Source organism: Amycolatopsis sp. TRM77291 (assembly GCF_054166285.1).
Map to the genome: position 1 here is coordinate 5,103,638 of NZ_JBSZHF010000001.1, position 20,093 is coordinate 5,123,730.

Sequence of the window (20,093 nt, forward strand, 5' to 3'; positions counted from 1 at the left end):
GTCTCCTAGCGATAAGTGAGTAGTTCCGCGGCTTCCGCCTCGAAATGCGGATGTTCGTTGAACGACAACAAGGTCACCCCGCCGCGGCCGGACACGAGTTTCGTGATGCCCGCGTTCACGGTGACCCGGTTCAGCTTCAGCAGTCCCGCTTCCGGCGTGCCCATGAGCGCGCCGCAGACCGTCGCGATCACGCCGCCGGAGCTGAAGACCACGGCGTGCTCGCCCTTGCCCAGCGACGCCACGACGTCGGCCAGCGCGCCCTTGACCCGCTCCAGGAACTGAGGCCAGGTCTCGGCGCACGGGCCCGAAGCGCCCGCCGAGACCCACGCGTTCAAGGCACCGTCCAAAGCGGCCTGGTACGCCCGCGAATCGGTCTGCTGGACCCCGGCGGCGTGGTGCTTCGCGATGTCGACGTGGTCGTACTCGTTCCAGCGCTCGTCCTCGACGACGGCGATCCCGGAGCCGAGCACCTTCAACGCCGTCGCGGCCGTGTCCCGTTGGCGGGCAAGGGAACCCGCTCGCGCCTGGGTGAATTCGACACCGCGCCGCAGCAGTTCCTCGCCGACCACAGTGGACTGTTCGAAGCCGCGCGGCGAGAGCTGGTCGTAGTTCGCCGCGCCGAACGAAGCCTGCCCGTGCCGGACCAGGTAGATCGCACCCATCTACGCGGTTCCTCCTCCGATGATCCGGCGGCAGCGTCCGTCGAGGTAGCCGACGAACTGCCACAGGTCCTTCAACGCCGGATTGGTGGTCTGTCCACTGTGGAACCGGTAGTAGATCTGCTGGATCACCACCGCGAGCCGGAACAGGCCGTAAACCTCGTAGAACGTCCAGTCGCCGATATCGAGGCCGGAGCGTTCCGCGTACCGGCGCACGAACTCCTCTCGCGTGTACATCCCCGGCACGTGCGTCGGCTGACGGCGGCTGAGCTTCATGACGTCGTCATCGTCGTCCTGCACCCAGTACGCCAGGGTGCTGCCCAGTTCCATCAGCGGATCGCCGAGGGTGGCCATCTCCCAGTCGAGCACGCCGACGATGTCGAGAGCGTCGTCGAGCACCAGGTTGTCGAGGCGGTAGTCGTTGTGGATCAAGCAGATCTTGACCTCGGCCGGCTGATTCTCCTTCAGCCACGCCATGACCTCGGCACAGTCCGGGACATTCTCCGTGCGCGCCTTGAGGAACCGCTCCGACCAGCCGCGCACCTGGCGCTCGACGTAACCGGCGCCCTTGCCGAGATCGGCCAGCCCGGCGGCTTCGACGTCGACGGCGTGCAGTTCCACCAGCCTGTCGACGACCTTGCCGCACAGCTCCCGCGCGCCCTCCGGCGGCAGGTCGAGGCCGGTGGGCAGATCTCCGCGCAGGATCAGGCCTTCCAGCCGTTCCATCACGTAGAAGTCGCCGCCGAGCACGGTTTCGTCGTCGCAGAAGGCGAGAACCTCGGGCACGTACGGAAAGACGGGCCGCAAACCCTGCTGGACCCGGAACTCGCGGCGCATGTCGTGCGCGGACGCGGCCTTGTGCCCGAGCGGCGGGCGCCGCAGGATCAGCTCGCGATCCGGGTAAGTCAGCAGGTACGTGAGATTCGAGGCGCCACCGGGGAACTGGCGGACCTCGGGCGGTGCGTCGCCGAGCCCGGGCACCTGTCCGGCCAGCCAAGCGTGCACCGCGGCCGAGTCGAACGAGTCCTCTGCGCGTACCTCGACGGTCTTGTCCGCGGCGACCGTCATCCGAACTTCTTCAGCAACGGCGCCGGGACGAACGGGAAGAGCTTCGAGAGCACGCTCCAGGGCCACGTCGGCACGAACGCCTTCGCCGTCTCGGATTCGATCGCCTTCACCAGCGCCTGCGCGCCGGGCTCCGCCCTGACGGCGCCCGGAAGCTTCGAGATGTCTTCGTTCATCTCCGATTCGATGAACCCGGGATGCAGCGTGGTGACCTTGATCGGCGTCTTCAGCAGCTCGATCCGGGTGCCCTCGGCGAACGACGAGATACCCGCCTTCGAGGCGGCGTACGCGGTGGCGTTGCCGGGCACACCGCGCAGCGCGAGGAAGGAGGACACGACCACCAGGTGGCCGTTCTTCTGCTTGCGGAAGATGCCGACGGCGGCCTCGATCTGGGCGGCCGCGGCGAGGAAGTTCGTCTGGAGGGTCTCGCGGTTGGCGTCGAACCGGCCGGTGCCGATGCGCTGCCCCTTGCCGAGCCCGGCGTTCACGATCACGCGGTCGAGTGAGCCGAGTTCCTCGCGGAACTCCTCGAAGACGGCGAAGACCTGATCGTGGTCGTTCACGTCCAGCTTCCGGGTGACCACGGTGATGCCGGGGTACGCCTTCTTGAGTTCCGCGGCGAGCGCTTCGAGCCGGTCGACACGGCGGGCGGCCAGCGCCAGGTTGCGGCCTCTGGCGGCGTACTGCCTGGCCATTCCCTCGCCGAGTCCGGAGCTCGCCCCGGTGATCAGGATGTTCTTCCGCAGGACCATGACAGGGAGCTTACCCGTTGGTAACAAGTCTGGGACCCCCTCGGACATGGGGCTGCCCCCGGCGCCTGGGGTTCGCCGGGGGCGGCCTGTCCACAAGGGTCTTACTTGACCTGGAGCAGCTTGTTCGCCGTTCCGCCGGTCGGGTTGCTGATCTTGCCATCCGCGGCGGCGCCGACCAGGCCTTCGGCGACCTGGGCCGGGGTGGCCTCGGGGTTCGCCGAGAGGTACAGCGCGGCGGCACCGGCGACGTGCGGCGCGGCCATCGAGGTACCGCTGATGGTGTTGGTGGCGTCGTCACCGGTCGCCCACGATGAGGTGATGTCGACACCCGGCGCGTACAGGTCCACGACCGAGCCGTAGTTCGAGAAGCTGGCCTGCTTGTCGGTCTTGTCGCTGGCGGCCACCGTGATGGCCTCCTTCACCCGGGCGGGCGAAGTGGTGCCGGCGTCCGAGGACTCGTTGCCCGCCGCGAGCGCGAAGGTCACGCCCTTGTCGATGGCGCCCTTGACCGCCGCGTCCAGCGCGTCGTCCGCGCCGCCGCCCAGGCTCATGTTGGCGACCGACGGGCCCTTGGCGTTCGCCGCGACCCAGTCGACACCGGCGACGACACCCTCGGTGGTGCCGCTGCCGTTGGCGTCCAGCACGCGGACGCCGACGATCTTGACGCCCTTGGCCAGGCCGTGGTCCGTGCCGCCGATGGTGCCGGCGACGTGCGTGCCGTGGCCGTGCTCGTCGTTGGGGGTGTCGTCGTTGTCGACGAAGTCCTTGCCACCGGTCGCGCGGTCACCGAAGTCCTTGTGCGAGCCGCGGACACCGGTGTCGATGACGTAGGCGGTGACGTTGTCGGCCTTCGCCGGGTAGGTGTACTTGTCGTCGAGCGGCAGGTCCGCCTGGTCGACGCGGTCCAGGCCCCACGACGGCGGGTTGTCCTGGGTCTCACTGATCTTGAACGTCTTGTTCTGGACGACGTACGCGACCTGCGGGTCGGCGGCGAGACGCTTCGCGGCGGCCTCGTCGGCCTTGATCGAGAAGCCGTTCAGCGCCGAGCCGAACGTGCGGGACAGCGTGGTGCCGTACTGACCGGTGAGGCCCTGCGCCTTGGCGGCCACGTTCGCGGTGATCTCCTGCGCCGCGGCCACGCCCTGGCCGACCGCGGTGGGCTTGAGCACGACGATGTAGCTGCCGCCGACCGCGTTGGCCGCACCCGCGCCGCGGATCTCGCCCTGCTGCTCGGCGTTGGCCGCACCCGCGCCGAACGTGGCGACCGCCGCGGTCACCCCGGCGAGGGCGACTCCCGCCACGAGGCCGCTACGGGTCTTTCGGGACTTCAGGTTCTTCCGGGACTTGCTCACTGGTTCCCTTCCTGCCGCGCCGTGCGGATCACCCGGGAGGATGATCGTTGTTGAGAGCCATGCAAGCCGGTGCCCTGGTGGCGGGCAATGATTCACAGTTACCAGTACTAGGCCATCCGGAGTAACAACGCTCGTCCGGAAAGTCGTTTTCGCCTGGCAGAAGGCGCCCCTGAAGCGTTACCTCAGACTGTTAAAGTTATTCGTGTTGTTATCAACCGGGCGGTGTCAGGGAACGGCAGACGGGGGCGGTCGGGCAGCATATGGTGGCGGGGAGCGCGGCGGACCGAGTGACCACGGACGATGAAGATCAGCCGCGTACCGCGTTCGCCACCGCGTTGAGATCGGCCATCGCCACCAGCGGCCTGAGTCTCGACCGTATCCAAGCCCGGCTCCTCGCGCGCGGCGCGTCGGTGAGTGTGACCGCGCTGAGTTACTGGCAATCGGGCAAACGACAGCCGGAACGGCAGAGTTCGCTGTCCGCGGTCCGGGTCCTCGAAGAGGTCCTGGCGATCCCCGCCGGTTCGCTGCTCAGCCTGCTGCCGCCGCCGCGACCGCGCGGGGCGTCGTCACGCCGCAGCCGGGCGACCACCGAGCAGCCGCTGACCTTCCCGCTCGAAGCGCTCCAGGCGCTGCTGGAGAAGGTCGGCGCGCCCAACGCGCTCGAACAACACCATCAGCTGAAACTCGTCGGCCTGCACGACCTGTGCGAGATCGCCGAGGACGGCGGGCAACGCGCGGTGACCGCGCGGGCGGTGTTCCAGGCGGGCGCGGACGGGCAGGACCGCTGGCTGCTGGTCTACGCCCAAGGCGATCCGGAGGCCGGGCCGCCGGTGCTGAACACGCTGCGCAACTGTCACGTCGGCCGTGCCGAGGTCGACGACGAGCACGGGCTCACGGTGGCCGAACTGCTCTTCGACCGGCCCATCGACCGCGGCGAGACCCACCTGATCGAGTACTCGCTGACCAACCCCGGGCCGCCGTACCCGGAATGCCGGAACACGCATTACCGCGAGTTCCGGCGTCCCGTACGCGAGTACCTGCTGGAGGTCCGGTTCGATCCGGGCACCGTGCCGGCGAAATGCTGGCAGTACAGCGCCCACGGTGCCTCGGCCGGGCCGAGGGACCGGAAGGAACTCAAACCGGACCAGGGCAACGGTGTCCACGCCGTGGCGCTCGACTTCGGCCCCGGCGTGTTCGGCATCGACTGGGAGTACTAGTGCAGCTTGTTGCGCAGCACCTTCCCGGTCGCGTTGCGCGGTAGCTCGTCGAGGAACTCCACCTCGCGCGGCACCTTGTACCGGGCGAGGTTGGCCTTGACGTACTCGCGCACGCCGTCGACGTCCAGATCCGACTTCTCGGCCCGCACCACGAAGGCCTTCAGCCGCTGCCCGAACTCGGGATCGTCGACCCCGACCACGGCGGCCTCGATCACGTCCTCGCGTTCGACCAGGAGGTTCTCGACCTCGATCGGGAAGACGTTCTCGCCGCCGGAGACGATCATCTCGTCGTCGCGGCCGTCGATGAACAGCAGGCCGTCCTCGTCGAAATGGCCGACGTCGCCGCTGGAGAGCAGACCGTCGATGATCTCCTTGTTGCGCCCGTCGGTGTAGCCCTGGAAGCTCAGCCCGCTGCCGACGAACACCCGGCCGGTGACATGCGGCTCGGTGATCTTCTCGCCCTTTTCGTCGTACAGCGCGACCTTGCAGCCCACCGGCGCGCGGCCGACGGTGCCCGGCGCCTTACGCCAGTCCTCGGGGGTCGCGACGGTGGCGACCGCGACCTCGGTGGAGCCGTAGAGGTTGTGGACGACGTCGCCGAACGCGGCGGTCGCACGGTTCCCCAGATCCGGTGACAGCGCGGAGCCGGCGACGAAGATGATCCGCAGGGACGAGGTGTCGTATTTGGCGCGGACCTCCTCGGGCAGGTCGACGATCCGCTGCAGCATCGTCGGTACGAGGACCAGCGTGGTGCAGCGGTTCTCCGCGACGCCGCGCAACGTCTCCTCCGGCACGAACTTGCGCCGCATGACGACCTTCGAACCGAGCGCGAACGACAGGATGAACTGCGACAACCCGGTGCCGTGGAACAGCGGCGCGCCCATGTAGGTCGCCTCGCCGGTCCGCAGCGGGATGCGGTCGAGGAACTGCGCGGAGGCGAGCGCGGAGGTGTGCGGCCGCGGCGCGCCCTTCGGCGTCCCGGTGGTGCCGCTGGTCAGCAGGATGAACCCGCCGGGTTTGGCGGGCGCGGGCCACGCGCGGTCGTCGGTGCTGGCGACCAGTTCGGCGACGACGGGGACGTCTGCCGGGCGGGCGGTGTCCGAATCGACCCACGCGAGGTAGTGCTCGACGTCGCCCTCGACCGCGTCCAGCAGGCCGGTGAACTCCTGGTCGTACACGAGCGCGGTGACGCCTTCACGCTTCGCGACGTCCGCGAGCTGCGGTTTGGCGAACCCGGTGTTCATGAGCAGCAGCTTGGCGCCGAGCTTGCCCGAGGCGAGCATCGTCAGCACGAGACCGCGGTGGTCACGGCACAGCGCGGCGATCACCGAACCCGGGCCGAGGCCGCGTTCGGACCACGCCCTGGCCAGCGCGTTCGACTGGGTGTCGAGCTGCTTGAAGGTCAGCGGGCCGAGCTCGTCGATGATGCCGGTCGCGGTCGGGTCCCGGCGGGCGGCGATCATGTTCGCGCCGGCGAACGGGCCCCATTTGCGCACCATGACCAGCGAACGCAGGCCTTCGTCGACGCGCGGGATGGGGAGCAGGCCCGCTTGGCGCATCACGTCGATGCTGCGCACGGTCTCGGTCACCTTGCCCGCCACCAGGGTGGCGAGGCCGGTGGGGTTTCTCATCCGGGCACCTCCGTTGCTGCTGCGGCGAGACACCATGCCCCCGGCGGTTCGCGTACCGGCGGTATGGGGTTGCTACTCGACAGTAGCCGACCGATAGCGCAGGCGCACTAGCCGTCTGGTGACAGAAATGTCGGAGGGAACCACCACAATGTGAGTGTGCAGGCGATCGCAGGTCAAGAGGAGGATGGCGAGTTCGCGATCGCTTTTTCCGGGCAGCAGGCGCGGCGGGGGATGAAGCTCCACGAGTTCGTCGGCGAAGTGCGGCGATTGGAGGCGGAGCATTCACCCCGTTGGGTGTTCCCGTCGGTCGAAGGGACGTATCCGGCGCTGATCAAGGCGGGCGTCCGGGTGCGGCGCTGTCACGACCTGGCGCTGACCGAGGGATTGCTCCTGGCCCACGAGGGGCGCCCGCAGGAATCGCGGAGTCTGCGTGCCGCGCTGGCCAGGGCGAACGGGCAGGAGGCGCCCGCCGACGAGCCGCCGCTCTGGACCGAGGACGACCAGCCCACGCTGTTCGAGACCCGGGGGCCGCGGCTGCCCTCGGGTGTCACGGTGATCGACGCGGCGCGCCGGGTGCTGGCCGAGCAGGAGAAACGGGTCGCTCTCACCGAGCGTCCGGAGCGGCTCCGGTTGCTTTTCGCGGCGGAGTCGGCGAGCGCGCTGGCGGCCGCGGAGATGTCGGCCGATGGGCTGCCTTGGCGAGCCGACCTGCACTTGGCGTTGCTCGCCGAGCAGCTCGGGCCGCGTGTCCCGGCGGGGCACCGGCCGAAGCGGCTGGTCGAGCTGGCGGCGAAGATCAGCGACGCGTTCGGCGGGCGCCCGGTCAACCCGGACGCCCCGGCCAGTGTCGTGCGTGCGCTCGGCCGGGAGGGCATCGAGGTCTCGTCGGCCAGGAAGTATCTGCTGCGCGACATCGACCACCCCGCCGTCCCGCCGCTGCTGGAGTACAAGGAGCTCGCGCGGCTGCATTCGGCCAACGGCTGGACGTGGCTCGACGAATGGGTGCACGACGGCCGGTTCCGCCCGCACTACGTCGTCGGCGGGGTCGTTTCCGGCCGCTGGGCGAGCCGGGGCGGGGGTGCGCTGCAGATCCCGAAGATCCTGCGGACCTGCGTCCGGGCCGATCCCGGCTGGAAGCTGGTGGTCGCCGACGCCGCCCAGCTGGAGCCGCGGGTACTGACGGCGTTGTCCGGAGATCGGAAGCTGGCCGAGGTCGCCGCGGCCACGGACCTGTACGCGAGCCTCGCCGAGGCGATGTTCTCCGGCGTGCGCCGCGTGCCGGTGCCCGCTTGGGACGACAGGGACGACCGGGACCGAGCGAAGATCGCGATGCTGTCGGCGATGTACGGCGGCACTTCCGGCGAGGCGGGACCGTTGCTGGCGTTGCTGCGCACGAGGTTCCCGGACGCGGTGTCCTATGTGGAGCGTGCCGCGCAGGCCGGGGAACGCGGTGAGCGCGTCCGGTCGCGGCTGGGCCGGACGTCGCCCGCACCGTCGGAGGCCTGGCGCGCGCTGACCGGCGGTGTCGCGGAGGACGAGGCGGGTGAGCTGAAGGCGCGGCAGGCGTCCCGCAACTGGGGGCGTTTCACCAGGAACTTCGTCGTGCAGGCGAGCGCGGCGGACATGACCGCGGTCCTGCTGGCGACCCTGCGGAGCAGGCTCCCCGCCCCCGCGCACCTGGTGTTCTTCCAGCACGACGAGGTCCTGGTCCACACCCCGGCCGAATTCGCCGACGAGGTCTCGGAGTCCATTGTGGACAGTATGGCCGAGGCGGCGCGGATGCTCTTCGGTCCCGCTTGCCCGGTCCGGTTCCCGCTGCACATCGCCGCCGTGGACACCTACGCCGACGCTAAGTGAGTTACGCCCCCAATCACGCGAGTTACGCCCCTGATCACGCGAGTTACGCCTTCAATCACGCGAGTTACGCCCCTGATCACGTGAGTTCGCCGGCCAATCACGCGTGTCGTCCATCGGATCACACGCGTCATCGGTCTGATCACACGTGTCGTCCATCGGATCACGCAAATTTCGGCCTCGATCACACGAGGGTCCGTTTCCAGGCGACGGGACACGTGACCAGATGGCGAACTCGCGTGATCAGGTGGACGACACGCGTGATTGAACGGCGAACTCACGTGATTGAAGGCGCGACTCGCGTGATTGGGGGCGTAAGTCGCGTGATTGGGGGCGTAACTCGCGAAGCGCCGCAGTTAGCTGGCTAATTGCGGGGGGCGGCGGCGTCGTCCAGGGCTTTGATGACCCGCTTGAGGGAGACGGGGTGGGCGGTACCGAGCGTCTGGGCGAAGAAACTCACCCGAAGTTCCTCGATCATCCACCGGATCTCCCGCAGCGCGGGCGAGGAGGTGCCCGGGGGCAGCGCGTCCAGCGCCGCCTGGTACTCGTTGCGGAGCCACGCGATGTCGCCGGTGCGCTGGATGTCGCGCGTCGGCTCGGTCGGGAGCTTCTCCAGCCGCCGTTCGATCCCTCGCAGGTACCGGACGACGTGCTTGAGCCTGTCCTGCCCCGTTTCGGTGACGAAACCCTTGTGCACCAAGCCGTCCAGCTGCGAGCGGATGTCGGCGAGCGAGTCCTTCGGGCCACGCGTGTCGGCCAGCCGCGTTTCGACGTCGTTCGCGGCGCGCAGGATCTTCTCGACGTTGGTCAGCACGTCGAGCACCCCGGCGTTCAGCCCGGCACGCACCTTCTCCAGCAGGACCGCGAAGCCGGCCTCGTCCCAGCGCGGGCCGCCGTTGTCGGCCACGAGCTTGTCGACCGCGCAGTCCACACAGTCTTCGAGCAGCGCCGCCACGGAGCCGTGCGGATTCCGGTTCAGCACGAGTTTCGACGAGTTGCCGAGGTTGCGGGTGATGAACTTCATCGGCGACGGGATGTTCAGCCTCAGCATCCGCCGCGTGCCCGCCCACATCGACTGTTCCTGCTGGCCCGGCGTGTCCAGCAGCCGCACCGCCACGGAACCGCCTTCGTCGACCAGCGCCGGATACGCCTTGACGTCGTGCCCGCGCTGCTTGCTCGCGAACACCTTCGGCAGCTCGCCGAACGCGGGCGTCGTCAGGCCCTCGCGCTCGATACTGTCGGCTGCCTTGGAGATCGTCGCGCGCACCTGCCCGCTCAGATCCCGTTTGAGCGCCTCGATGTCCTTGCCTTCGGACACCTTCTTGCCGCGGACGTCGACCACGCGGAAGGTCATCTTCAGATGCTCGGGGACCGTCGACAGCTGCCAGGCGTCGTCGGGGATCACCACCCCGCGCAACGCTTCCAGCTCGTCGGCGACGACGTGCAGCAGCGGCCCGTCGGCCGGGCCGACCCGCGACAGCACGAGCTTCGCGTGGTCGGGCGCGGGCACGAAGTTGCGCCGGATCGCCTTGGGCAGCGACTTGATCAGCTGCGTCACCAGCTCTTCGCGCAGGCCGGGGACCTGCCAGTCGAAACCGTCCACGGTCACCTGGTTCAGCACCGGCAGCGGGATGTGCACGGTGACACCGTCGGCGTCCGCGCCCGGCTCGAACTGGTACGTGAGCTTGAAGGTCTGGCCGCCGTGGGTCCAGAAGTCGGGGTAGTCGGCCTCGCGTACGCCACCCGCGGTCTGGTTGATGAGCATCGTCTTCTCGAAGCTCAGCAGGTCGGGCTGGGTGTGGCGCGCCTTCTTCCACCAGCTGTCGAAATGCCGCGCGGAGACGACGTCGGCCGGGACGCGCTGGTCGTAGAACTCGAACAGCGTCTCGTCGTCGACCAGGATGTCGCGGCGGCGGGCCCGGTTCTCCAGGTCTTCGACCTCGTCGAGGAGCGCCCGGTTCTCGCGGAAGAAGTGGTGCCGGGTCTCCCAGTCGCCTTCGACGAGCGCGTGCCGGATGAACAGCTCGCGGCTCACTTCGGGGTCGATGCGGCCGTAGTTGACGCGGCGGTCGGCGACGAGCGGGACGCCGTACAGCGTCACCTTCTCCTTCGCCATCACCGCGCCCTGCTTACGCTCCCAGTGCGGCTCGGAGTAGTTCCGCTTCACCACGTGCCCGGCGAGCGGCTCGACCCATTCCGGCTCGATCCGCGCGTTGACCCGGCCCCACAGGCGCGAGGTCTCGACGAGCTCGGCCGACATGACGAACCGCGGCTGCTTCTTGAACAGCGCCGACCCCGGGAACACCGAGAACCGCGCCCCGCGCGCGCCGAGATAGTCGCCCTTGGCCGGATCCTTGAGGCCCACATGCGACAACAGCCCGGCGATCAGCGACGTGTGCACACGTTGCGGATCGACCGGGCCGGAGGTGTTGAGCGTGATGCCGAGCGGTTTGGCCAGCTGGCGCAGCTGGCTGAAGATGTCCTGCCATTCGCGGATGCGGAGGTAGTTCAGGTACTCGTTGCGGCACATCCGGCGGAACTGGTTGGTGGACAACGCCTTCTGCTGCTCGGTGACGTACTCCCACAGGTTCAGGTACGCCAGGAAGTCGGACGTCTTGTCCGCGAACCGCGCGTGCTGCTCGTCCGCCGCCTGCTGCTTCTCCGCCGGGCGCTCACGCGGGTCCTGAATGGACAGCGCGGCCGCGATGATCATGACTTCGCGGACGCAGCCGTTGCGAGAGGCCTCCAGCACCATCCGCGCCATCCGCGGGTCGACCGGGAGCTGCGCGAGCTTGCGGCCGGTCTCGGTGAGCTTCTTGCCGTCCGACATCTCGAACGCGCCGAGTTCCTGCAGCAGCTGGACGCCGTCGGTCACCTGACGGCGGTCCGGCGGCTCCACGAAGGGGAACGCCGCGATGTCGCCGAGGCCGAGCGAGGTCATCTGCAGGATGACCGACGCGAGGTTGGTCCGCAGGATCTCCGGATCGGTGAATTCGGGCCGCGCGTCGAAGTCGTCCTCGGAGTACAGCCGGATGCAGATACCGTCGGACGTCCGGCCGCAGCGGCCCTTGCGCTGGTTCGCCGACGCCTGCGACACCGGCTCGATCGGCAGCCGCTGCACCTTGGTGCGATGGCTGTAGCGCGAGATCCGCGCGGTGCCGGGGTCGATGACGTACTTGATACCGGGCACGGTCAGCGACGTCTCGGCGACGTTCGTCGCGAGCACGACGCGGCGCCCGGTGTGGCGCTGGAAAACCCGGTGCTGGTCCGACGACGAAAGCCGCGCGTACAGCGGGAGGATCTCGGTGTTCCTCAGGTCCTGTTTGGACAGGGCGTCCGCGGCATCGCGGATCTCCCGCTCGCCGGAGAGGAACACCAGGATGTCGCCGGGTCCCTCGTGCTGCAGTTCGTCGACGGCGTCGCAGATGGCCTGCGTCTGGTCGCGATCCTGGTCGGCGTCCGGGTCGTCGGGGTCGATGATCGGCCGGTAGCGGACCTCCACCGGATACGTCCGGCCCGAGACCTCCACGATCGGCGCGTCGTCGAAGTGCTTGGAGAACCGCTCCGGGTCGATCGTCGCCGAGGTGATGATCACCTTGAGATCGGGGCGGCGCGGCAGGAGCTGCTTGACGTAGCCGAGGATGAAGTCGATGTTGAGGCTGCGCTCGTGCGCCTCGTCGATGATCAGCGTGTCGTACTGCCGCAGCATCCGGTCGGTCTGGATCTCGGCGAGCAGGATGCCGTCCGTCATGAGCTTGACCAGCGTGTCCTGCCCGGACTGGTCGGTGAACCGGACCTTGTAGCCGACGGCCTCGCCCAGCTCGGTGTTCAGCTCGGAGGCGATGCGATCGGCGACCGTGCGCGCCGCCAGCCGCCGCGGCTGCGTGTGCCCGATCTGACCCCGGATACCGCGGCCGAGTTCGAGACAGATCTTCGGCAGCTGGGTCGTCTTCCCGGACCCGGTCTCGCCCGCGACGATCACCACCTGGTGGTCGCGGATGGCGGCGGCGATCTCGTCCTTGCGCTGGCTGACGGGCAGCTCTTCGGGGAACGAGATCTTCGGGACGGCGTCGCGACGGCGGGTGACCCGCAGCTCGGCGGCCTCGATATCGGCCTCGAGCTGGGCGGCGATCGACTCGGCGTTCCGCGCTTTCCGGGCACCGTCGAGCCGGCGCCGGAGGCGGTGCTCGTCGCGCGACATGAGTTCGGGCAGGCGAGCGCGCAGGGCGCCGAGCGGGGAAGGTTGAGAAGCCATGACCGGCACCAGGATAGCCGTGCGTGACGATCCGGGCCTCCGAATATCCCCCACGTCACCACCACCCCACGCGTTTCGTCCTCTGGATGCGGTAGTTCGCGATGCCAACTACCGCATCCAGAGGATGAANGAGCGGGGAAGGTTGAGAAGCCATGACCGGCACCAGGATAGCCGTGCGTGACGATCCGGGCCTCCGAATATCCCCCACGTCACCACCACCCCACGCGTTTCGTCCTCTGGATGCGGTAGTTCGCGATGCCAACTACCGCATCCAGAGGACGAAACGCGGGTCAGGAGTGCCGCAGGGAGGCCGGGGTGAGATCGGCCAGGGTCCGGTGCCCGGACAGGCCCATGGTCAGGTCGAGGTCGGCGAGCAGGCTCCGCAGCACGTGCCGGACGCCGTCCTCCCCCGCGTGCGCGAGGCCGTACACCCACGGCCGCCCCACCAGCACGGCCTTCGCCCCGAGCGCGAGCGCCTTGGCGATGTCGGCGCCGGTGCGGATACCGGAATCGAACAGGATCTCCAGCCGGTCGCCGACCGCGGCCACGATCTCCGGGAGCGCGTCGAGCGACGCGACCGCGCCGTCGACCTGACGGCCGCCGTGGTTGGACACGACGATCCCGTCCATCCCGGCCTCGACGGCGCGGCGCGCGTCGTCGGGATGCTGGATGCCCTTGAGCACGATCGGCCCGTCCCAGTGCTCGCGCAGGAAGGGCAGCCGGTCCCAGGTGCTGTCGGTGCCGGTGATCATGGAGATCCACCGCAGGATCGCGGTGGGCGGGTCCTCCTCCGGCGTCTTCTCCAGCAGGCCGCGGAACACCGGGTCGCTCAGCGGGACACCGAGCCCGATGCCCTTGATGAACGGCAGGTACGCGTGGTCGAGGTCGTTCGGGCGCCACGCGAGGGTCCAGGTGTCGAGCGTGACCACGAGCGTGGTGAAGCCCGCGGCCTTCGCCCGCGCCAGGATGCTCGCGCAGACCTCGTTGTCGGTCGGCCAGTACAGCTGGAACCAGCGCGGCCCCTCGCCACTGGCCTCGGCGACGTCCTCGATGCTCGTGGACGACGCCGTCGACATGACGTACGGCAGGCCGACCGACGCCGCGGCCCGCGCGGCCGCCGGTTCGGCACCCTCGTGCACGATCGACTGGACGCCGACCGGCGCCAGCAGCACCGGCGCCGGCACCGGCGTCCCCAGCACGGTCGTCGACAGATCGCGTTCGGTGGCGCCGGTGAGCATCCGGGGCACGAGATGCCAGCGGTCGAACGCCTCCCGGTTGGCGCGCGCGGTGGCGCCCGATCCGGCCGAGCCCGCGACGTACCAGAACGGCCCGGGCTCGAGGATCTCCCGCGCGGACTCCTCCAGCTTCGTGGCGTCGGTGGAGCACGGCGGGAAGGTCCCGCCGAGCCCCTGCAGGTAGATCTCGTTCTGGTAGCCGCCGAACCGTTCGGTCACCCAGGCCTCCTCGTCACGTCGCCCTGGCCGGCTCGTCGCGGCGGGTCGAGCCTCGGACAATACTCGCCGGTAGCAACCAGGTGAGTTTCTCCGAGCGGATGACCGCGACTGGACCGATCACGGCCAGCAGGAGGACGTAGCCCGCGACGAACGGCGCGACCCGCGAGTCCAGCCCAGCGGCCGTCGCCATCGCGGCGAGCACGAGCGAGAACTCGCCGCGCGTGAGCACGGTGAGGCCGATGTTCACCCCGGCCTGGCGATCGAAACCGTTCACTCGCGCGGCCAGCGCGCCGGCGCCGAGGTTCAGCACGATCGTCAGCGCCACCGCGATCAGCACCGGCACGGCCACCGAGCCGACCGCGTTCGGATCGATGCTGAGCCCGAAGATGAAGAAGAACAGCGCGCCGAACGCGTCCCGCAGCGGGAGCACCAGCTTGTGGATACGCGGCGCGACCTTCGAACCGCCGAGCATCATGCCGACCATGAACGCGCCGATGGCGTCGGACACCCCGACCTCTTCGGCGACGGCGGCGCCCATCACCGCGACACCGACGAAGCAGACGGTGAGCAGCTCGTCGTCGGCCGAACCGAACAGCTTCGACACCACCCGGCCACCCCAGCGGGCGAGCGCGGCCATCACGATCAGGAACGCGAAGGCCTTGCCGAAGTCGGCGAGCGCCGAACCGAAGCTCCCGGCGCCGGACAGCACCGGCTGCAGCAACGCCAGGTAGAGCGCGAGGAACAGGTCCTCGATCACGATGATGCCCATGATCAGCCGGGATTCGGGGTTGTTCATCCGGCGGGATTCGAGCAGGAGCTTGGTGACGATCGCGGACGACGAGATCCCGATGGCACCGGCGATGACCAGCGCCTCCCTGGTCCCCCAGCCCAGCAGGAAGCCGAACGCGAGACCGCCGCCGATGTTGAGGATCAGGTAGATCAGCCCGGACCAGACGAGTTTGCGCCCGCCCTTGGCCAGGTCGTCGAGGGAGAATTCGAGGCCGAGGTAGAACAGGAGGAAGACGAGACCGAGCCCGGCGAGCACACCGAGTTCGGCCGGATCGTCCACAAGGGACAGTCCAGGAGTGTTGGGGCCGAAGACGAAACCGGCCAGCATGAACAGGGGGATGGTCGGCAGCCCGATACGGGCGCCCGCTCTGGCGATGACACCGGCGGCGAGGAACGCCCCGCCGACGGCCAGCAGGGCATGACCGGAACTCATGGAGACCTCCGATGGATGGCTGATGCGGCTTGGGGACCGGGTCAGCGCGGAGGTGCCCGTGCGGGTGCCTGGGGCACCGCCCGGGTGACGACGACGGGTTCGCCCTGCTCTGGGGCGTGGCCCGCGTCGGGGAGGTCGACGGTCTCCGCTTCGGCGGGAGCGTCGGCGAGGGGAACGGCTTGCCCGCCGTGGAAGGCGGGCAGCGGATGGGTCGCGAAGACGGCGACGGGATCTTCCTTCGCGGTGCGGCCGTGCCCGTGGGGGACGGTCGGCGTGACGAAGGCGAAGACGAGCAAGATCAGCAGGAAGAAGACGGAACGGTGCCGTGCGGCGGGGGCACGGTTCGTCGTCATCTGCCCGCCACTTTACCAGTCCTTTATAGACTGATCGACGGCTCCCGCCACATGGGCAGCATCGGCGGCCCGCCCTCGACGGCGAAAGCCGGCCCGTGATCGCGGAAACCCAGCCGCCGGTACAGTTTCGCGCTCTCCGCGGTGCTCGCCTCCAGGTACGCGGGCACCGCGCCGTACCGGTCGAGCCCGTGCTTCAGCAACCGTGCGCCGATCCCTCGCCGCTGCGCGTTCTTGCGGACGCCGATGAACTGCGCGTGGTGGTACTCGCCGCCGGGAGCGTGCTCCGTCATCAACTCGAACAACGCCGCGAGCCTTCCGATTTCTTCCCCGGTGAGTCCGGCGAAGGCTTCGCCGTCGACGTCCTCGTCGCCACCGGGCGCCCAAAGTGCGACGGCGGACAGGTCGTCGGTGACGTCGGCGTGGCCGCCGGCGGCGAGCATCCCCAGCACGACCGCCCGATGGAAGATCGGCAGCGCCACCGCGCGGCGCTCGTCGCCGGGAAAGACCCACATACTCACCGGGTCTTCATGGAAGGCCTCGGACAGTACGTCGACCACGGTGTCCATTTCGGACGGTTCGGCGGACCGGATGATCATCGCCCCACCCCCAGTGCCACGGGTTCGTCTTCTTCGAGCGGGCCGCCGATGGCGGCGTAGGTCTCGGGGTCCTTGGTCCGCAACACCTCCGCGCGCAGGAAGCCGGCCAGGGCCGCGACGAGTACGAGACCTGGCAGCCCCCAGCGCAACAGGAACGTCCCAGCCGGGCCGAGCAGCAGATCGAAGTTGAGCAGGATCAGCGCGAGGACGGCCGACAGCGCGAGCATCGCCGCGCCCGGCGCGATCCAGCGGCGCCAGGCGTTTTCGGCGTCGCGGCGCCGTTTGAAAAAGCCGATCACCGAAAGCGAGACGGCGATCATGATCACCACGACCCCGGTGGACGCCGTCGTGCCGAGCCAGGTGAACAGTTCGGTCACCGGATCGCGGCCCGCGATCGCGAACAGCGACACGACCACCAGCGCGAGCGCGGTCTGCGTGAGCGAACCGGCCACCGGCGCGCCGGTGCGCTTGCTGGTCTTGGCCAGCGAGCGCGGCAGCAACCCTTCCCGGCCGAGCGCGAAGAAGTACCGCGCGACGGCGTTGTGGAAGCTCAGCAGCGCCGCACACTGGCCGGTCACGAACAGCGTGTACGCCACATTGGAGAACGTCTCGCCGAGGTGCTCGCCCGCCAGGTTGAACAGCAGGTCCGGACCCTGCGCGGCCGCGGTGGTGACGATGACGTCCGGTCCGGTCCCCACGGCCAGCGCGAGCGACGAGACGACGTAGAGCACCGCGGTGAGCCCGATCGCCGCGTACGTCGCGCGGCCGACCGTGCGGCTGGGTTCGCGGGTCTCCTCGCCGTAGGTCGCCGCGCCCTCGAAACCGATGAACGCGGCGGCGGAGAACGCGAACACCGCGCCCGCCCCGGTGGTGAACAGGCTCGACGGCTCCAGCGGGACCCAGGAAACGCCGCCACCGGCGGGATTCGCGAACAAGGCGATGTCGACGATCACGACGACGGCGACTTCGAGGCACAGCGCCACCCCGAGCACCTTGGCGTTGAGATCGACCCGCAGGACGCCGAGCGCGCCGATGATCAGCACCATCACCAGCGCGCACAGCCACCACGGCGGCGGGGACCCGGTGAGCGTGCCGAGCCAGGTCGACACCGACCAGCCGAACAGACCGTAGATGCTGATCTGGATGGCGTTGTAGGAGATCAGCGTGACGAACGCGATCCCGGCGCCGGTGGATTTGCCGATCCCGTTGGCGACGTAGGGGTAGAACGCGCCCGCGTTGGTGATGTAGCGGCTCATCGCGGCGTATCCGACCGCGAACAGTCCCAGGATCGGGGCGAGCAGGAGGAACGACAGCGGCACGCCGATACTGCCGGTGACCGCGTAGTTGGTCGGGACGCCGCCCGCGATGGCGAACAGCGGACCCGCCGCGGCCACCACGAAGAACACGATCTGGGCGGCTCCGAGCCGTCGATGGCCGAGACCGCGCCGCGGCCTTTGCGTACCCATGAACCCGTCCCCCCGGACGTAGGTTTGGCGCTGAAGTTTCTTGATCTTGCGAGAGCCATCCCACCCTAGGGCCGGCCACCTCGGCGAGGTACGTCCGTTCAGGCTAAAAACAGACCTCGGGTCGCAGTGGTCCGCGCGCTACCGCTACTTTGGCCGTCCCGCACTACGACGCCGGGGGGCGTGCCATTCATGCGTCGGCTGACCTTGGTCGATTCCCTGTTCTTCCTCGCCCACGACGAGTTCACCGGAAAACCCGCGCTGCGCCGCACGGGACTCGGCATCGGAATGGCCGGTTCCGCGCTCTGCGATCTCCTCCTCGCCGAGCGGATCACCGTGGAACGCAAACGAATCCGGCCGTTGACCCGCCGCGGCCTCGCCCATCCCCCGCTGGACCGGGTGTTCTCGGAAATCCTCCGCGAACCCGAGCGGCACACCGTCCGGGAATGGGTCGGCCATCTCCGCCACGATCTCGGGGAAACGGTCGCGGAGAACCTGCTCGCCGCGGGAGTGATCGACCGGGAAGCCGACCGGATGCTCCTGCGGAAGAATCACCGGTATCCGCCGCGGGATCTGCTGATGTCGACGGCCGCGCGCAGCAAGGTGCGGGCGGCCGTCCTCGGCACCGAACAGCCGGATCCGCATTCGGTCTGCCTCGCCCTGCTGGCCTGGACCATCGGTATCGACGATTTCTGCGAACCGGAACTCGACCGCGCCGGCCTGCGGGCCTGGGCCGGGTCCACGCACCGGGAACTCCCGAAGGCGCTCGCCGAACTGATCTCGGGGGTGGACGCGGTGAGCGCCGCCGTCGTCTACACCGGCGACAGGCGATGACCGGCGGTAGCCTGACGCCCATGCCTGCCGATCGTGACCACGACGTCGTCCTGTTCGGCGCCACCGGGTTCACCGGTGGCCTGACGGCGGAATATCTCGCCCGCGCCGCGCCGCCCGGTCTGCGCCTCGCCTTGGCCGGGCGGAACACCGGCAAGCTGGAGGCGTTGCGGGAAAAGCTTTTCTCGATCAACCCGGCGCTCTCCGAACTGCCACTGTTGCGAGCTGACGTCTCCGACGCGGACTCGCTGCGGAGGGTCGCCGAGTCGACGAAGGTCGTCGCCACCACGGTCGGCCCGTATGTCCACTTCGGAGAGCCACTGGTCGCCGCGTGCGCCGAGGCGGGGACCGACTACGCCGACCTCTGCGGCGAGCCCGAGTTCGTCGACAAGATGTACCTCGCCCATCACGCCCGCGCCGTCGAGACCGGTGCCCGGCTCGTGCACGCGTGCGGTTTCGACTCGATCCCGCACGACCTCGGCGCGCTCTTCACAGTTTCCCGATTGCCGCAAGGGAAACCGATCCGGATCGACGGGTACGTCCGCGCGGGCGCGGCGCCCTCGGGCGGCACCTTCCTCTCGGCGCTGACGGCGTTTTCGCGGCTGCCGTCCAGTTTCCGCGCCGCCCGGGACCGCGCGGCGGCCGAACCGCGACCGGAGGGCCGTCGTGCGCGCGCCACGCTGGGCACACCGCATCGCAGCCCCGGTGGTTTCTGGGCGGTGCCGCTGCCGACCATCGACCCGATGATCGTCGAACGGTCCGCCGCCGCGCTCCCGGTGTACGGCCCCGACTTCACGTACCGGCATTTCGCCGCGATCAAACGGCTTCCGGTGGTGGCCGTCGGTGCGGCCGGGATGGGTCTCGTCTTCGCCGCCGCCCAGATCCCGCCCGCGCGACGGGCGCTGTCGAAACTGCTGAAACCCGGCAGCGGCCCGGACGAGCAGCGACGGGCGCGGTCGTGGTTCTCGGTGCGGTTCCACGCCGAGAGCGGCGGCGAACGTGTCGTGACCGAGGTGTCCGGCGGCGACCCGGGGTACGGCGAGACGGCGAAGATGCTCGGCGAGTCCGCGCTGTGCCTGGCGCTGGACGACCTGCCCGCGACGGCCGGGCAGGTCACCACGGCGACCGCGATGGGGCAGGCGCTGATCGACAGGTTGAGCGACGCGGGCCTGCGCTTCGCGACCCTCTCGTGAGTGGACGGTTCCTGCCGAGGGTGGCCGGAGCCGGTGTCGCGAAAGCCACTTTCGGGACATCAGACGTCGCGAAAGTGGCTTTCGCGACATGATCACCAGGACGGTGCCGGGTACCGAGTGGAGCTGGTCTCGTGAGTGGTCAGGACGGTTCTAACCGTCCTGACCACTCACGAGTACCTTGAGGTCAGCGGTCCTC

At 69.2% G+C, this 20,093-nt stretch carries 15 protein-coding genes; 4 read left to right on the plus strand and 11 right to left on the minus strand.

Features of this window, described 5'->3' with window-relative positions; genetic code table 11:
• Positions 1-5: 5 nt before the first annotated feature.
• The 4 genes from ACXIZN_RS23660 to ACXIZN_RS23675 form a co-directional block, all read right to left on the minus strand.
• Positions 6-662 (minus strand): histidine phosphatase family protein, encoded by a 657-nt coding sequence (locus tag ACXIZN_RS23660; protein WP_457956947.1) that lies wholly within the window; start codon positions 660-662, stop codon positions 6-8.
• Complete coding sequence (locus ACXIZN_RS23665) at positions 663-1,727, minus strand: phosphotransferase family protein (RefSeq protein ID WP_457956948.1); 1,065 nt, start codon at positions 1,725-1,727, stop codon at positions 663-665.
• Positions 1,724-2,476 (minus strand): SDR family oxidoreductase, encoded by a 753-nt coding sequence (locus ACXIZN_RS23670; protein ID WP_126735513.1) that lies wholly within the window; start codon positions 2,474-2,476, stop codon positions 1,724-1,726. The genes ACXIZN_RS23665 and ACXIZN_RS23670 overlap by 4 nt, the downstream gene beginning before the upstream one ends.
• A gap of 101 nt (positions 2,477-2,577) precedes the next feature.
• Entirely contained in the window at positions 2,578-3,828 is a 1,251-nt protein-coding gene (locus ACXIZN_RS23675) for a S8 family peptidase (RefSeq protein ID WP_457956949.1), read from the minus strand.
• 260 nt (positions 3,829-4,088) lie between these two features.
• Between ACXIZN_RS23675 and ACXIZN_RS23680 the strand changes: the two genes are divergently transcribed.
• Complete coding sequence (locus tag ACXIZN_RS23680; protein WP_126735509.1) at positions 4,089-5,045, plus strand: hypothetical protein; 957 nt, start codon at positions 4,089-4,091, stop codon at positions 5,043-5,045.
• Here the strand turns inward: ACXIZN_RS23680 and ACXIZN_RS23685 are convergent.
• Entirely contained in the window at positions 5,042-6,676 is a 1,635-nt protein-coding gene (locus ACXIZN_RS23685; RefSeq protein WP_457956950.1) for an acyl-CoA synthetase, read from the minus strand. The two genes, ACXIZN_RS23680 and ACXIZN_RS23685, sit on opposite strands and share 4 nt — an antisense overlap.
• 150 nt (positions 6,677-6,826) lie before the next feature.
• Between ACXIZN_RS23685 and ACXIZN_RS23690 the strand changes: the two genes are divergently transcribed.
• A complete protein-coding gene (locus ACXIZN_RS23690; protein WP_457956951.1) occupies positions 6,827-8,533 on the plus strand; it encodes a bifunctional 3'-5' exonuclease/DNA polymerase in 1,707 nt (568 codons plus the stop codon).
• A 361-nt stretch (positions 8,534-8,894) separates the two neighbouring features.
• Here the strand turns inward: ACXIZN_RS23690 and hrpA are convergent, their stop codons facing one another.
• The 6 genes from hrpA to ACXIZN_RS23720 all read right to left on the minus strand — a co-directional run bounded on the left by hrpA (position 8,895) and on the right by ACXIZN_RS23720 (position 17,876).
• Entirely contained in the window at positions 8,895-12,785 is a 3,891-nt protein-coding gene (hrpA, locus tag ACXIZN_RS23695; RefSeq protein ID WP_457956952.1) for an ATP-dependent RNA helicase HrpA, read from the minus strand.
• A 290-nt stretch (positions 12,786-13,075) separates the two neighbouring features.
• Positions 13,076-14,239 carry a lactate 2-monooxygenase gene (locus tag ACXIZN_RS23700; protein WP_457956953.1) on the minus strand — a complete coding sequence of 388 codons (1,164 nt, stop codon included), beginning with the start codon at positions 14,237-14,239 and terminating at the stop codon, positions 13,076-13,078.
• A gap of 13 nt (positions 14,240-14,252) precedes the next feature.
• Positions 14,253-15,461 carry a cation:proton antiporter gene (locus ACXIZN_RS23705; protein WP_457956954.1) on the minus strand — a complete coding sequence of 403 codons (1,209 nt, stop codon included), beginning with the start codon at positions 15,459-15,461 and terminating at the stop codon, positions 14,253-14,255.
• Between the two features lie 41 nt (positions 15,462-15,502).
• Positions 15,503-15,814 (minus strand): hypothetical protein, encoded by a 312-nt coding sequence (locus tag ACXIZN_RS23710; RefSeq protein WP_457956955.1) that lies wholly within the window; start codon positions 15,812-15,814, stop codon positions 15,503-15,505.
• A gap of 23 nt (positions 15,815-15,837) precedes the next feature.
• The gene (locus ACXIZN_RS23715) at positions 15,838-16,410 is read right to left on the minus strand and encodes a GNAT family N-acetyltransferase (protein ID WP_457956956.1); all 573 of its coding nucleotides are present in this window, start codon (positions 16,408-16,410) and stop codon (positions 15,838-15,840) included.
• Positions 16,407-17,876 carry an APC family permease gene (locus tag ACXIZN_RS23720; protein ID WP_457956957.1) on the minus strand — a complete coding sequence of 490 codons (1,470 nt, stop codon included), beginning with the start codon at positions 17,874-17,876 and terminating at the stop codon, positions 16,407-16,409. The genes ACXIZN_RS23715 and ACXIZN_RS23720 overlap by 4 nt, the downstream gene beginning before the upstream one ends.
• Positions 17,877-18,065: 189 nt before the next feature.
• On the opposite strand from ACXIZN_RS23720, the gene ACXIZN_RS23725 reads away from it, so the two are divergent.
• Both ACXIZN_RS23725 and ACXIZN_RS23730 read left to right on the plus strand, forming a co-directional pair.
• Positions 18,066-18,707 (plus strand): GOLPH3/VPS74 family protein, encoded by a 642-nt coding sequence (locus ACXIZN_RS23725; RefSeq protein WP_457956958.1) that lies wholly within the window; start codon positions 18,066-18,068, stop codon positions 18,705-18,707.
• 20 nt (positions 18,708-18,727) lie between these two features.
• Positions 18,728-19,897, plus strand: coding sequence for a saccharopine dehydrogenase family protein (locus ACXIZN_RS23730; RefSeq protein ID WP_457956959.1), 1,170 nt, complete (start codon positions 18,728-18,730; stop codon positions 19,895-19,897).
• The last annotated feature ends 196 nt before the right edge of the window (positions 19,898-20,093 follow it).

What these genes read in the sequence shown, in the direction of transcription:
- ACXIZN_RS23670 (WP_126735513.1), bottom strand. Translation starts at nt 2,476, where the DNA reads ATGGTCCTGCGGAAGAACATCCTGATCACCGGGGCGAGCTCCGGACTC.
- hrpA (WP_457956952.1), bottom strand. Translation starts at nt 12,785, where the DNA reads ATGGCTTCTCAACCTTCCCCGCTCGGCGCCCTGCGCGCTCGCCTGCCC.
- ACXIZN_RS23710 (WP_457956955.1), bottom strand. Translation starts at nt 15,814, where the DNA reads ATGACGACGAACCGTGCCCCCGCCGCACGGCACCGTTCCGTCTTCTTC.
- ACXIZN_RS23730 (WP_457956959.1), top strand. Translation starts at nt 18,728, where the DNA reads ATGCCTGCCGATCGTGACCACGACGTCGTCCTGTTCGGCGCCACCGGG.
- ACXIZN_RS23680 (WP_126735509.1), top strand. Translation starts at nt 4,089, where the DNA reads ATGGTGGCGGGGAGCGCGGCGGACCGAGTGACCACGGACGATGAAGAT.
- ACXIZN_RS23725 (WP_457956958.1), top strand. Translation starts at nt 18,066, where the DNA reads ATGCGTCGGCTGACCTTGGTCGATTCCCTGTTCTTCCTCGCCCACGAC.
- ACXIZN_RS23665 (WP_457956948.1), bottom strand. Translation starts at nt 1,727, where the DNA reads ATGACGGTCGCCGCGGACAAGACCGTCGAGGTACGCGCAGAGGACTCG.
- ACXIZN_RS23705 (WP_457956954.1), bottom strand. Translation starts at nt 15,461, where the DNA reads ATGAGTTCCGGTCATGCCCTGCTGGCCGTCGGCGGGGCGTTCCTCGCC.
- ACXIZN_RS23660 (WP_457956947.1), bottom strand. Translation starts at nt 662, where the DNA reads ATGGGTGCGATCTACCTGGTCCGGCACGGGCAGGCTTCGTTCGGCGCG.
- ACXIZN_RS23715 (WP_457956956.1), bottom strand. Translation starts at nt 16,410, where the DNA reads ATGATCATCCGGTCCGCCGAACCGTCCGAAATGGACACCGTGGTCGAC.
- ACXIZN_RS23685 (WP_457956950.1), bottom strand. Translation starts at nt 6,676, where the DNA reads ATGAGAAACCCCACCGGCCTCGCCACCCTGGTGGCGGGCAAGGTGACC.
- ACXIZN_RS23720 (WP_457956957.1), bottom strand. Translation starts at nt 17,876, where the DNA reads ATGGGTACGCAAAGGCCGCGGCGCGGTCTCGGCCATCGACGGCTCGGA.